This window comes from Roseiconus lacunae (genome assembly GCF_008312935.1).
GTDB lineage: Bacteria > Planctomycetota > Planctomycetia > Pirellulales > Pirellulaceae > Stieleria > Stieleria lacunae.
The window spans coordinates 16,148-30,518 of record NZ_VSZO01000005.1 but is presented as its reverse complement, the minus strand read 5'-3'; the positions used below and the strand labels follow the sequence as shown (position 1 = coordinate 30,518).

10 protein-coding genes and 1 tRNA gene are annotated in these 14,371 nt (G+C 55.9%); 10 read left to right on the top strand and 1 reads right to left on the bottom strand.

What is annotated here, in order from left to right; translation table 11 throughout:
- The first annotated feature begins 287 nt into the window (after positions 1–287).
- The 5 genes from FYC48_RS28345 to FYC48_RS08610 all read left to right on the top strand — a co-directional run bounded on the left by FYC48_RS28345 (position 288) and on the right by FYC48_RS08610 (position 6,325).
- A complete protein-coding gene (locus tag FYC48_RS28345) occupies positions 288–1,127 on the top strand; it encodes a ribonuclease H family protein (RefSeq protein WP_235034151.1) in 840 nt (279 codons plus the stop codon).
- A gap of 85 nt (positions 1,128–1,212) precedes the next feature.
- Positions 1,213–3,465, top strand: coding sequence for a 1,4-alpha-glucan branching protein GlgB (glgB, locus tag FYC48_RS08625; RefSeq protein ID WP_149496525.1), 2,253 nt, complete (start codon positions 1,213–1,215; stop codon positions 3,463–3,465).
- Between the two features lie 269 nt (positions 3,466–3,734).
- Positions 3,735–4,154, top strand: coding sequence for a bifunctional nuclease family protein (locus tag FYC48_RS08620; protein WP_149496305.1), 420 nt, complete (start codon positions 3,735–3,737; stop codon positions 4,152–4,154).
- Between the two features lie 278 nt (positions 4,155–4,432).
- Positions 4,433–5,332, top strand: a complete 900-nt coding sequence (gene panC, locus FYC48_RS08615) for a pantoate--beta-alanine ligase (protein WP_149496304.1) — start codon at positions 4,433–4,435, stop codon at positions 5,330–5,332.
- 24 nt (positions 5,333–5,356) lie between these two features.
- On the top strand, positions 5,357–6,325 hold the full coding sequence (locus tag FYC48_RS08610) for a UDP-glucuronic acid decarboxylase family protein (RefSeq protein ID WP_149496303.1): 969 nt from the start codon (positions 5,357–5,359) through the stop codon (positions 6,323–6,325).
- Positions 6,326–6,683: 358 nt separating this feature from the next.
- Here FYC48_RS08610 and rsmG read toward each other — a convergent pair whose 3' ends face one another.
- On the bottom strand, positions 6,684–7,361 hold the full coding sequence (gene rsmG / locus FYC48_RS08605; protein ID WP_149496302.1) for a 16S rRNA (guanine(527)-N(7))-methyltransferase RsmG: 678 nt from the start codon (positions 7,359–7,361) through the stop codon (positions 6,684–6,686).
- A gap of 277 nt (positions 7,362–7,638) precedes the next feature.
- Between rsmG and FYC48_RS08600 the strand changes: the two genes are divergently transcribed.
- The 5 genes from FYC48_RS08600 (at position 7,639) to FYC48_RS08580 (ending at position 14,055) form a co-directional block, all read left to right on the top strand.
- Complete coding sequence (locus tag FYC48_RS08600; RefSeq protein WP_149496301.1) at positions 7,639–8,667, top strand: helix-turn-helix transcriptional regulator; 1,029 nt, start codon at positions 7,639–7,641, stop codon at positions 8,665–8,667.
- A gap of 328 nt (positions 8,668–8,995) precedes the next feature.
- Positions 8,996–9,067, top strand: a tRNA-Gln gene (locus FYC48_RS08595).
- Positions 9,068–9,499: 432 nt separating this feature from the next.
- Positions 9,500–12,256, top strand: coding sequence for a phosphoenolpyruvate carboxylase (locus FYC48_RS08590; RefSeq protein ID WP_149496300.1), 2,757 nt, complete (start codon positions 9,500–9,502; stop codon positions 12,254–12,256).
- A 236-nt stretch (positions 12,257–12,492) separates the two neighbouring features.
- On the top strand, positions 12,493–12,915 hold the full coding sequence (locus FYC48_RS08585) for an OsmC family protein (RefSeq protein WP_149496299.1): 423 nt from the start codon (positions 12,493–12,495) through the stop codon (positions 12,913–12,915).
- Positions 12,916–13,485: 570 nt separating this feature from the next.
- Positions 13,486–14,055, top strand: coding sequence for a DinB family protein (locus tag FYC48_RS08580; protein WP_149496298.1), 570 nt, complete (start codon positions 13,486–13,488; stop codon positions 14,053–14,055).
- Positions 14,056–14,371: the final 316 nt, after the last annotated feature.

The window sequence follows — 14,371 nt, the reverse complement described above, 5'->3', positions numbered from 1 at the left end:
CCGTGTGAACTGCGTTCCCTTTGAAAAAACGGGACGACTTCGCGAGACATGCCCACCGTATCGGCCGGCGCACCAACTGTTTGCCCAACCTCCGTCTGACGATTGGGAACGCTTGTCCGTTGGCATAGCAGACGAACTCGTCTGCTGGGTCATGGCACGTCAAGATCCCAAAACCCATGGAGCTGCGAGTCGTGAAGCTATCAGACCCCGCTGAAGCCTCCGATCCGTGCGTGATCGAGAGCCACCGAGCCTTACAGAACCCTCCCCTTGCTGTGCCAAGTTTTGGAATGCCCTCCTATCCTGGAAGATCTCTTCAGACCGAGTTCCTGCTTGTTTGTGAAGCACGGTCGACAACGCTCACCGATGGGCATTGGCGATTCGGTCTCGAAGACAGCTTCGGTGAAACCGTGCTCGAAGCTGAAGACAGCGACCTCGGCGACTTGAACCGATTGACGCTGTTGGCCGCCGTACGTGGTTTGGAAGCGATCGACGGCCCCAGTTCGGTGACGCTGCTGAGTACCAACCGCTACCTAATTCGATCGCTCTCCAACTCGCTTCCGCGGTGGCGCCAGAACAACTTTGTCTGGGAGCACTTCGGGCGGCGGGTTGCGGTACAGCATGCCGATTTGTGGCGACGAGTCGATCGAGCCCTCGATATCCACACCGTTCAAGCATGTTTGGTCAGCTCCTGTCTGGTCAGCCGACGTGGACCGGAGACGCAAAGCAAGCCCGCAGTAGGTCACGGTACGGAAGATGCAGCCTCAACTGCTCGTCCGTCCAGCCGTCGAGCGTCTGGTCAATCGCAACTGCGAATCGATCGGCCGGTGGCTCCCTCCGGGCGGAACCGCATCATGCCTTTTTCCGGCGGCACAAACACGCCGGAAAACGCAAACGCGCCCAACCAATCCGGTCCTGCTACCAATTTTGCGGGTCCCAGTATTGTCCCCGCACCGAGTGCGAGGCTTCGTCGGTTGCTTGCCAGTGATGTGCTCGCTGGCAATCCGGCAAACAGCGACGCGGTGCAAAACGATCCCGATCAACCGTCATCCGATGGCCTGACGTCGCGTCGCGCCCCCACCGCGAAGCGACGAGGGCGGTTTACCGCCGAAGATCTCCACGCCGAATGACTCGGTCGTGATTCGATCAGCTCGCCCGTTTTTTAACCAGTGTCTTTCCTTTTTACGCAAACCGTATTCAACGTACTTTTGGGCCATGCAAACACAGGTCAACCTTTCAGAAATCGGACGACTGATTGACGGTCACCTGGAAAACCCTTCATCTATTCTGGGACCGCATCCGGTTGAATACCGTGGGGAGCGTGCCGTTGCCGTTCGGAGTTTTCTTCCCGACGCGCAAGCGGCATGGGTGATCGATCGTGCCAGCGGAACCCGCCGGCCGATGCGAAAACTGCACCCCGCCGGGTTTTACGAAGCGATTTGCGAGGGTGTTGTCGACGCCGGGCGTTCGACGCATCATGATGCAGCCACCTCCATTGACCACGCTACCTATCGAATTCAAATGGCTGATAAAACTGGCAAAGTTGTTGACATCGCCGACCCATATGCGGTGCCGTCGATCATGTCCGACTACGACCGCTACCTCCTTGGCGAAGGTAAGCACTACCGTTTGTACGACACCCTCGGAGCGCAACTGCGAACGGTTGGCGACAGCGACGGAGTCAACTTCGCCGTGTGGGCGCCGAACGCCCGCGTCGTCCAAGTTGTCGGTGATTTCAACGGTTGGGACGGTCGTGCACACGTCGCCAAGCTAGACCAATCGGTCGGCATTTGGGAACTGTTTATCCCCGGTGTGAAGGCCGGGCAGAAGTACAAGTTTCGTATTCTCGATCAGCACGGCCAATGGGTCGACAAGACCGACCCGGTCGGGTTCGCCGCCGAACTCCCACCGTTGACCGCGTCGATCGTCAGTGACCTTGGTAACTACCAGTGGGCCGACAACGATTGGATGGAAAGCCGATCGGAGATGGACCCGATGCATGTCCCGATGAACGTTTACGAATGTCATCTGGGAAGTTGGCAAAAGGGCCCCGGCAGGACACACGGATGGCTTGACTATCGCGACCTTGCCCATCGATTGGCCGATTACTGTCGCCGTATGAACTTCACCCATGTCGAGCTACTGCCAATCACCGAGCACCCCTTTACCGGATCTTGGGGTTACCAAACTGTCGGCTACTTTGCACCGACGTCCCGGCACGGCAGTCCCGAGGACTTCATGTACTTCGTCGACTACTTGCACCAACACAACATCGGCGTGATCGTCGACTGGGTCCCGGCCCACTTCCCTAAGGATGGCCACGGACTAAGGCGTTTCGACGGCTCGGCGTTGTACGAGCACGCAGATCCGCGTCAGGGTGAGCACCCGGATTGGGGCACGATGATCTTTAATTTCGGCCGTAACGAAGTGCGAAACTTCTTGGTCGCCAACGCCTTGTTCTGGCTGGAGAAGTACCACATCGATGGCTTGCGTGTTGATGCGGTCGCATCCATGTTGTACCTCGATTACAGCCGCGAAGCCGGCGAATGGATACCGAACCAATACGGCGGCCGGGAGAACCTGGAAGCGATCGAGTTTCTACGCGAATTCAACGTCGCCGTTCACGAGCATCACCCCGGTGTGGTGACCGTTGCCGAAGAATCGACGGCATGGCCCGGTGTCTCACGTCCGGTCTACGATGGCGGCCTCGGTTTCACCTACAAGTGGAACATGGGCTGGATGAATGACACGCTCGCTTACATGCATCGCGAGCCAGTTCACCGCGGTCATCACCAAAACGATCTGACGTTCAGCATGATCTATGCGTTCACCGAGAACTTCATGTTGCCGCTATCGCATGACGAGGTCGTTCACGGCAAGGGCGCGCTGCTGAGCCAAATGACCGGTGACATGTGGCAAAAGTTTGCGAACTTACGTTTGCTCTACAGCTACATGTGGACGCACCCTGGCAAGAAGCTCCTGTTCATGGGCGGCGAACTCGGCCAGTGGAACGAGTGGAATCATGACGACGGACCAGACTGGCTGCTGCTGGACTTCGAGTCTCATCGTGGCATCCAAGAGCTGATCGCGGATCTTAACCGCGTCGTGCTGGAAAACCCCGCGTTATACGAGCTGGACTTCAGTTCGGAAGGGTTCGAGTGGGTCGACTGCATGAATTGGGAAGAGAGCACGCTTGTCTACCTTCGAAAAGGTCTTGAGGGATCCGAGCCGCTGCTGATCTGTGCGAACTTCACCCCGGTCGTTCGCCACGATTATCGCGTCGGAGTCGACAAGGCCGGGTTCTGGAAAGAGATCTTCAATAGTGACAGCGATCGCTACGGTGGCTCCAATGTCGGCAATTACCCCGGGGCAAAGACGACCGGCCAAGCTCACCATGGTCGCACCGACAGCATCCAGGTGACGCTCCCACCTTTGGGTGTAACCATCTTCCGCCGAGAAGAAGCGTAAGACGCATCGATGCGTCAAGTGTTTCGACTGCGGACGCGAACGTCGCGTCCAATGTTGGTATCATAAAGATGGTTCGTTGATTTTCGAGCGATGCGGCGGCGACGTCGTTCGTTCTGACGATGGTGACTGCTTCGTCGTTGACGGTCGTCTTCGTTTTTCAGAGTGCCTGTTTCCGGATTGATTTTCGGCAGTCATATCATCTGGGTCGACGAAACACTTGCCGGAACTCCCTCCCGCAAGCCACCTTTCATCCGTGGTGAACCCTGACCATGCCCGTCGAAATGCAACTCGCTCGGATCATCATTTCCGAGCTTACCGAAAGCCAGGTGATCTACCTTCGCGAGATCGATGGCGACCGCGAGTTTCCAATCTTGATTGGGATCTTTGAAGCCACCAACATTGATCGACGTGTGAAAGAGGATGACTACACGCCTCCGCGTCCGCTGACGCATGACTTGGTAGTCCAAACGGCCGAGGCCTTGGGAGCCCGAGTTCACAGCGTCGTGATCAGCGACCTGAGCAACCAAACGTATTTTGCGCAGCTACGTTTGGAAACCGCAGAAGGCCAGATGGTCGAAATCGATTCTCGCCCAAGCGACGCCATCGCCGTCGCGGTCACCTTCTCGCCACCGCTGCCGATCTACGTGGCCGAGCATGTGCTCGACGAAGCCACGTCGAGTCTTCCGTAGTGGGTTGATTCCCAACCTGGTGAGACCACATCAAATCGACGCTGTTTCCAAAGTGATGGATCAATGGTGCATCGGGCCGCGTTAGAGAAACCGAATAGCGGATGAAATGACCTGAGATTCTGATCGGATTCGCATTGGGTATCGAGGGTGGTTGCCATGCTCAGTTGATGCGAGGATGATGTTCGCCAGACCACGGTTTTAGACCGAACAGACCACGGTTTTAGACCGAACAATGATCATCGATCGATGGTCGTCATTTCGCTCGCACTCGTATCCGCATGCAGATCATCGACAACACGGCCGAAGCACACGACTTTGTCCGTTCGTGCCGGCGGAATGACCAGAGCGTCGGCGTCGTGCTGACCATGGGGGCACTGCATCAAGGGCACCTTTCGCTTGTCGAGCACAGCCGCAAAGCGTGCGATCATACCATCGCCACGATCTTCGTTAATCCGACGCAGTTTGCTCCCGGCGAAGATTTGGATCAGTACCCGAGGACAATCGAGCGGGATGTCACCCTGCTCGGCGAGGCCGGTTGTAACGCGGTGTTGATTCCTGACGTGAAAGACATGTACCCGGCCGGTGCGAGCACTTCGGTCAATCCGCCGAAAGTTGCCGAGCCGCTCGAAGGGCAATTCCGTCCTTCGCACTTCGGCGGGGTCGCCACGGTTGTCCTCAAGTTCTTTCAGATATTGCCCGGCAGCCACGCTTTTTTTGGCCGAAAAGATTACCAACAGTGCTGCGTGATCAAAGCGATGGTAGAGGACTTCAAAATTCCCATCGAGATCATCGATTGCCCGATCGTTCGCGAAGCGGACGGGTTAGCGATGAGTAGCCGAAACCGGTATCTCAGCGAATCCGATCGGCGACGTGCGCGGTGCCTCTCGATGGCCCTGGCGGACGTTCAGACCGCATTCGACGGTGGTCAGCGGAACGTTCAGGCCTTGACCGATCGACTACGGGAACGATTATCGGGGGCTGCCTCCAATCAATCCGTCGATCGATTGGACTATGCCGTCATCGTCGATCCGGTCACCTTGCAGCCGATCGACAAGGTGACGACATCCGCGGTCGCATTGATCGCCGCCCACGTCGGCACGACTCGACTGATCGACAATTGCGTCCTTGACTGTCACATGTCGAATCACCATAACGCGACGACTGACCCTTTACGCTAGGCTTTCCAAAGAGCAGAACCTCACATGATCGAACGAATTTTAGTAACCGGTGGTGCGGGATTTTTGGGATCCTATCTGTGCGAACGCCTGGTGGATGAAGGGCACGACGTGATCTGCCTGGACAATTTCTTTACCAGCCAAAAATCGAACGTATCGCACCTGCTCGATCGACCGAACTTCGAACTGGTCCGACACGATGTAACGCTGCCTGTCTTCCTGGAAGTCGATCAGATTTACAACATGGCGTGCCCGGCCGCCCCGGGGCACTACCAGTACAACCCCATCAAGACGATGAAGACAAGCGTGATGGGAGCGATCAACATGCTAGGGATCGCCAAACGCTGCGGCGCTCGGATCCTGCAAGCCAGTACGAGCGAGGTCTATGGGGATCCGGAAGTCCACCCGCAAACCGAAGACTACCGTGGTAGTGTCAACCCGATCGGTATCCGAGCGTGCTACGACGAAGGTAAACGTGCCGCCGAGACCTTGTTTATGGATTACCACCGCAGCAACAAGGTCGACGTACGAATCGTCCGCATCTTCAACACCTACGGACCGCGGATGCATCCGTTTGACGGCCGCGTCGTTTCGAACTTTATCCGTCAAGCACTCGCGGGCGAGGACATCACGATCTTCGGCGACGGGTCTCAAACTCGCTCGTTCTGCTTCCGTGACGACTTAGTCGATGCGATTATTGGGATGATGAATCATTCGGACTTTATCGGTCCGGTCAACATCGGAAACCCCGACGAGTTTACGATCAAAGAACTCGCCGAATTAGTCATCGAGATTTCGGGTTCGTCTAGCAAACTGGTCGAACGACCTCTCCCGTCGGACGATCCGACCCGCCGCCGACCGGACATCTCACTGGCAAAAGATAAGCTCGGCTGGGAACCAAAGATCAAACTCGCCCAAGGCTTGGAACGAACGATCGAGTGGTTCAAATCGATCAACCTCAGCGACTACCGCCCCCCGACGCCGAACTATCACTGATCCGCACCGATCAGATCGGAACTCGCCAAGAGAACCGAAGCGGCCGCCATCGCTGACGTCACCTTCCCACTCGCGATAGGGTCGGACGCTTGAGCGGCCGGGGAAGGGCCACGCTTGATTCACGTAGCGGAACTCGCGGACGGTTTGTTGATTTAATCAGCCGCAATCGCGATCGCGTGCGGTTGTTCAGCGCAAATCTGGGCTCGTGCCCGTCGGCTGATTGTTGAGTCGCCCAATTCGATTCAATCAACAAGCCGCGGAGAGTTTCGGTGCACCCGGATGCCGAAAGCAGTCGGCGGCTTCCGCTGGTCACAAACGCAGTCTTCGTGAACACAAGCCAATCGCCGTCAAGCCAACATCACTGCTCGGGAAAACTGTGTTGCAACTGTCGGTTACGTGGCCATACTTGCAGGATGGCGCCCTCGGCTTGTTCGGCGTCATCGCCGAGTGGATAGGCAACGACGCGGCGCAGTTCCAACGTGCCCATCAATCCCAAGTGTCGCGCTTCCTTACGTTCCTCGATCCATTTGGGGCCTTTGATCAAAAGCATCCGATCAATGTTGCTCCAGTACGGTTCGACCCAGCGGCACAATTTGGCAATGCTACCGACAGCGCGGCACATCAAAGTGCTGAAACGAAAATCGTCCAGCAACTCTTCGCCGCGTGACGCATATACCGGAACCGGCAGTTCCAATTCGGCGACCATCTCGGCCAAAACATTGGCGCGTTTGGCGACCGACTCGGCTAGCGAAACCTCAATATCAGGACGCAGAATCGCGAGCGGAATTCCGGGGACCCCATTACCGCTCCCCAAATCCAAGACTTCTTCACCTTCGACGATCACTTTAGAGACCTGCAGGCAATCGCGTAAATCGCGACCGACAAACAGATCCCAGGTCGTGTGGCGTGTCAGATTCAATTGCTCGTTCCAACGCCACATTTCGGTCGCGTAAGCCTGTAAACGCAGCGTGACCTCTTCGTCGAGTTCGATATTGTGGTCGGCCAAGGCGGCTGCGAATTCGGGAATGATGGACATTCGATGCACGGAATCGGGGAAGAAATTTTTCGTAAGCTGCATCATGGTCGACAAACGGCGATTTGGGAACAGGCATCGGCGGAGTTCCGTGTCTTTGCCGGGCGTGTCAACTCCGGCGAAAGAACTGCCCAGCACAGGGCTGCGGCCCCGAAGGAATCGTCGTGGTGGTTTGCCTCGGCGGACCGGCGTTCTAGAATAACCGCCCGCACGGATTGCAATTGAGGGGCGATCCGGTGTTTCCGGACTCCTTTCGATCGCTCGGCAAAACGAGTTGCTGATGGCAAGAAACGAACAGCTCATTCGTCAACACAAGCTACTGCAGTTGCTCGAACTCTCACGTTTCGGGCGAACGTTAGACGAATTGCGTGGCGATTTGGTCGCCGATTTGGGGCTGACGAAACTACACGAGCGGACGGTACGCCGTGACCTCGAAGCGTTGCAGGCGGCGGGCTTTGACATTCAGTCAGAAACGGTCCAACGGGGTCGGGTCTTTAAGCTTGGGCAAAATACCAAGGACGTTCACGAAATCGGAATTTCGTCGACCGAGTTGATCGCACTGTCGATCGGGCGAGAATTGCTGTATCCGTTGATGGGGACGCAGTACTGGCGAGGAATCGAAACGTTCTGGAACAAAGTTCAAGAAGCGGTCCCCAATGGAGTATTCGATCACTACGCCCGCTATCGCGCCGCGCTTCACGTGTTCGGATCACCTTACAAATCGTACGAACGCCAAGAAGGCATGTTGAAGACGATTAACCGGGCGATCTTGGAACACCGGTTGGTGGAGATTGACTATCAAGCGATCGGTAAACCGGTTTCCACTCGAAGGATCGAACCGTATGGCTTGGCGGTTTATCAAAGCAGCATTTACATCGTTGCCGCGACACCCCAAGCAGAGGGCGATGTAGCTGCGGCGGAAAAGAATGCGCGGCTGCGGAACTGGAAACTTGATCGATTTCGGCAAGCTCGTTTGTTGGACGAATACTTTAAACCGGATTCTGAAATCGACTTGGCAAAATACCTTGGCAGTAGCATCGGAATATTCTCAGGCGACTCGCCGACCAAGGTCCAAATTAAACTCGGCAAACGAAGTGCGGCTTACGTCCGCGAAGACCCCTGGCATCCGGAACAAGTCCTCGAAGAACTCGACGATGAAGCTGCGATGTTGACCGTTCCGGCATCACATCCACGCGAGATTTTGCCCCGAGTCTTGTCGCTCGGTGCAGACGCCGAAGTGATTGGCCCAGAAGAATTTCGCGAAACCGTTGCCGAAGCCGTCCGAACGATGGCCGAAGCCTATCGATGAGAAAGAATCAACGGTCGCCTTTCGATCCGCCGAAAGTAGCGTTCTGCTCTTCGCATCGACCTGTTCTTCGCGTCGACCATGGCAAGCCGAACCCTGTCGACCTCGCTGACAAAACTCCCAACGGCAAGCGGCGAAATGATGGCCAGCGGTGGGGTGGGTAGAAATGGCGGTCGGTCTGGAGAAATGAATTGTTCGACTTGGGAGGGCGACGGACATGGGCGTGAGCATCGAGGCCAAAAAATTTCTCCCGAACCTGCCAAGAAGTGACCGAGTCCTATTTGGCAACGGCGAAGCATTTGCTAAACTTCGCGGACAGCTCAACGAGCACTACCCCGTGGTGTAATCGGCAACACTACTGATTTTGGTTCAGTCATTCTAGGTTCAAGTCCTAGCGGGGTAGCTAGATCGAAAGCCCGGGATTTGCGGATGCAAATTTCGGGCTTTTTTGTGCGCAATCTGAAAAGCGTCCCGCGCGATGCGCCACGCTGCTAAACCGCCTGCCCGAAGCCGCCAGGCGATTCTGCTTTCGACACGACGCCACCGTGCCGCCCCGACTTGCAGCTGGTTCGACACTCTCACACTCCGGCGTTTTGTTTCCCGGGTCGGACATCCCGGGTGATTACCCGGTGTCGCTTCGCGCCCCGATTGGAGGGACGTTGACTTTGGCCACAGAAGTCACCACCCCCTGTCGCGTTGCGGGTCGCTTAAGGGGAAGACGGTTTCCGTTGCGGACGACTTCCGGCGTTGCTACGACGTGTGGGACGTCAGTGGATATCCGCTTCGCTACGATACGGCAAATCAGTCTCCACCAACGATTGTCAGCGACGATTGCATGAAGAACCCAACCGGAAAAGAAGGAACCCTCGATCACCTCGTCGAACAACTCGATTTGGTCGTCCGCGAACAGGTCGGCGAGTCGTTGGCCGACACGATGCATCGTATTCGACGACTCGGTCTCGAACGACGAGCCGGCATCCCCGACGCAGAGTCTCGCTTGGTCGATGAGATCGAACGGCTGACGCCGAATGAACTGCGGTCCGTGATCCGTTGGCTAAGCCTGTTCTTCGATCTCGCCAACGCGGCCGAAGAACAGCAGCGGATCGATGTCCTAAAACGTCGTGACGCGACCGCCCGCGCCGAAGGGATCCCACGTCGCGAATCGATCGCTCATGCCGTCGTTGAAATGCAACAACAAGGCGTGACGGCTTCCGAGATGCAACGTTGGCTAGACAGATTAAAGATTGAACCGGTCTTCACGGCGCATCCTTCGGAAGCAAAACGACGAACGACTCGGCAATTGCTGCGCCGCGTGCGACAATTACTAGCCCAAAAATCGGGTGCCGATTCAGAAGCCGCCGAAGCAGAACTGCTAGCGAATTTGACCGTACTCTGGCAAAGCGATTTGATGCGTCCGGACCGGCCGCCGGTGATGAGCGAAGTCAGCCGCGGCGTGTACTTTGCGTCGACCTTATGGGACGTCGTCCCGAAAACTTATCGTGAATTGCGAACGGCGCTCGAGAAGGCTTATCCACATCATCACTTTGAAATCCCACAGTTCTTGGCATTCGGAACGTGGATCGGTGGCGATCGAGACGGACACCCCTTTGTGACCGCCGAAGTCTCACGCAGTACGTTCGCGCGGTTGCGCCGAGCTGCGCTGGAAGGCCATCTCGCCGAGTGCCGGCAATTGCACAATCAAGTCGTGATGTCCGATCAGCAAGTGCCCTCCGACGATGGATTGCGCGAACGAATCGACCAATGTGTTCAACGCTGGTCCATGCTGGACGAACGTTTGGCTCCGGTTTCTCATTCGGAGACCTACCGTCGATTCCTGCGGATGCTTCAGTTCCGGTTGGAACAAACCCTTGGCACGTTGCAACGCGACACCCAGCAATCGGAGTCCGAGCCATCGCAAGACGCAGAAGCTGACACCGAAAGCGAAGCTGCGTTTGAATCACTGGCCGAATTCCGCTCCGATTTGGAGCTGCTCCGTGAGAGTATGTTGGTCAACCGAGGTCGCCGCGTTGTCGATCAATACCTGCAGCCTTGGATCGACTTGGTGGATACGTTTGGTTTTCATTTTGCGGCCCTGGATATCCGGCAAAATTCGGAAGTCCACCGCGAGTGCTTACGTGAAGTTGTTGCGGTCCAAACCGGTGCTTCACATCCACCGGACGACAAGGCACTCGCCGATTACCTTCGTCAAGATACCGTGCCCGAAGCAATCGACGTGGACGCGCTTTCAGAGACTTCTCGCGAAGTCTTCGACACATTTTTGCTGCTGGTCGAAGAATCCTCGCGCTGGGGAATGGCCCCGATCGGCGGCTACATCATCAGCATGACTCACTCGGCAGACGATGTGCTGACGGTACTGTCACTTTGGAAAACCGCTTGGGCACAGCGGCAGCGTGACGCCGAGCGGTTGCCGTACCTTCCGATCGTGCCGCTGTTTGAAACGATCGACGACTTGCGAAACGCGGCGGGTATCCTGCAAACACTGTTAAGTAATGCGAACTACCAAAGTTACCTTGGGAAGCTAGATCAACCCGAACAGATGGTGATGGTGGGCTATTCTGACAGCACCAAAGACGGCGGCTATCTGACTGCGTGCTGGGAACTTCACCAAGGCCAAGAAAAACTAGCAGCGGTCGCAAAGGAAAATCACGTGGATTTGACGGTTTTCCACGGTCGTGGCGGCGCGCTCGGTCGGGGAGGCGGCCCGGCAGCTAGAGCGATTCGGTCGCTGCCGCAAGAGGCCGTCAACGGGCGATTACGTGTGACCGAACAAGGCGAGGTGCTTTCCGAACGCTACGATGACCCCGTCATCGCTCATCGACACCTGGAGCAAATCATCAACGCGACATTGTTGGTGAGTGCGACGCCAAGCGTGCCACCGGACTCGGCATGGGTGGAAGGGATGGAGTTTCTGTCGGCGGAATCATTGTCGACCTACCGAAAGCTGGTTGAGCATCCGGAGTTCTTGCACTACTTCGACTGCGCAACCCCGATCGGAGGAATCGAGAATTTGCCGATCGGATCCCGTCCGGCAAGACGTGGAAAGCGACAATCACTCGGCGACCTTCGAGCAATTCCTTGGACGTTCGCGTGGACGCAATCGAGACACCTACTACCGGCGTGGTTTGGCATCGGTACTGCCGTAAGAAAGTTTGTCGACCAAAAGGATCCCGATTGGTCCGTCTTACGCTCAATGTTCTCCAGTTGGCCTATGTTTCGAGCGTTGATTGACAACGCGGAATTAGCTCTTGCCAAGGCCGACATGCAGATCGCGAAAATCTACGCCTCATTGATCAGCGACGAATCCAGCCAAGAAATTTGGCAGATGATTTCATCAGAGTTTGAAAGTAGCCGGGGTGCGATTTTGATGATTAAAGAGAATCATGAATTGCTGACCGATATCGAGTGGCTCCGAGCCTCGGTGTCGATGAGAAATCCCTACGTCGACCCCCTTAATCTGTCGCAAATTCATTTGCTCAGTCAACTCAAGTCGGGAGAGCAGGATGAGGAGCACACTAGCCTGTTGCGGCTATCGATCCAAGGCATCGCCGGCGGATTGCGCACGACCGGTTGAACGACCTCACGTGACGCAGTGACGAAACCGCCGGATCCAAAGCGACGTGCACCTCGGAGAACCAATCGTTCTATCGGCGCAACGTTTGCAGGCTACGCTTCCCCGCCTCATCTTTTCAGAGGTGTCCGGCAACTCAACACGAACTTGGCCTCGGTGTCGGATCGTATGACGGTTGTCGACCTCATAAGATGACGGAAGTTGATCGTCCATGACTCGAATTATAGGAGCACATCTTTATGAACAATAAAGCATCAGCAATTTGGAAAGGCGGGCTGAAAGACGGATCGGGTACGTTGCAAACAACAAGCACGGCATTGCAGTCGACACATTATGACTTCAAGACCCGCTTCGAAGGCGCCGAAGGGACCAACCCGGAGGAACTAATCGCGGCGGCACACGCCGGTTGTTTTTCGATGGCTTTGTCAAATATCCTTGGCCAGTCCGATCTGACCGCCGATTCGATCGAGACATCAGCGACGGTCACGCTCGGGAAAGATGACGACGGCCCCGCGATAACAAAGGTTCATCTGGTTGTGAAAGCAACAGTCCCGGGGGCTACTGAAGAAACCTTTTTGGAATGCGCCGGCAAAGCAAAAGAGGGTTGCCCCGTTTCGAAACTGCTCAACGCAGAAATTACGATGGACGCTCAGCTAACCTAGTTGACCGACGGAGCCTCCACGCGGAAGAAAAGAGCAGTTGTTGCCACTATTCGGCGATCGTTTTATTCCATTTCAGAACCCCGGTTCCGAACGTTTAGCCATCGAGCTTTGGCCAAGGTTATCGCCCGGAAACCGCGGCTTGCGCCTTGCGGCCCATCCGAACTTAGGCGGTCGACGACGCGTTGGTGCTCCAGTCAGACCCGACGTTCCCGTTCGACTCATCAGCCGACGGGCGTTAGCCCCGGTTGTCGCAACGAAACCGCAAGCAACGCGATGCGGTTCATTCTCCTATCGAACTGCAACGAAGCGTCATCACCGAGTGCATCTATCGAACGCTCTTGTTTCATTCTGTCACCTTGTCATACAGAATTGAGTATAAAGACGCAGTGGTGACGGAAATCGATCCCAACGACAGTTCAAACGCGAACGAAAAGCTGCGTCATTGCTTAACCTCCGGATTCGCATGACTCACGGACATGGGTGCATCAGCACTGTGGATTGCCGATCAATTCCTCGCCCTGCCGAACTTCCTGTGACAAGCTACCAAACTAAATTGGCACCGGAGCAGCAATGAGTCGTCAAGACAGTTGGATTATCGAGACCCTACAGACACTTGCGTCCTATCGCCGCATGATCGATGGGATCACCGTCCAGTTGTCTGACGAAGAGCTCTTTGCGCGGCCTGCACGCGAATTCAATTCAGTCGCCATCATCCTTCGTCACCTTGGGGGAAATCTCCAAAGCCGATGGACCAACTTTTCGACAACCGATGGTGAAAAACCAACTCGTGATCGCGATCAAGAATTCACGGACTGGAACGATGATCGCGAATCCTTGATGAAGTACTTCGACGATGGATGGTCAACGTTAATCAAGGCGCTTTCTGAACTTGATGAAGCTGCGCTTGAACAGACCGTTACGATCCGGGGTGAACCGCAGCTCGTGACACAAGCGATTCTTCGGGCAATCACGCACATTGCCTATCACGTCGGACAGATCGCACTTATCGCTCGACTTGTCCATGACGGTCCATGGCAGTGGCTGACGATCGCGCCGAACCAAAGCCACCATCACAACCAATCAACCTGGGGAACGTCAGCTAGCCGAAGCGTTTTTGGCCAAGGCGAAAACGAAAACTAGCTGGCAACGTCGCAATCATTCAATATCCCGAGCTGAGATTCCGGCTTGACGATACCCGATATTCGGATTCGCATCATCAGCCAACGGGCTTTAGCCCCGGTTGTTGAACCGAAACCTTTAAAACAAGGAAAAGGTACGCGGACTCTTTGTTAACCGAAATTGCCCACCGAGCTGTCCAACTTCACCGCATCAGGGCGTCACCCTACAAGCGATTCTGCTGGGACTCCGCGTCACCAAGCCTCTAAATGCCGCCAACCGAACCAGCAGTTTCGTAGAGAGTGCAAGACTCGCCGTTCGTTTTCCCAGCGTGCACCGA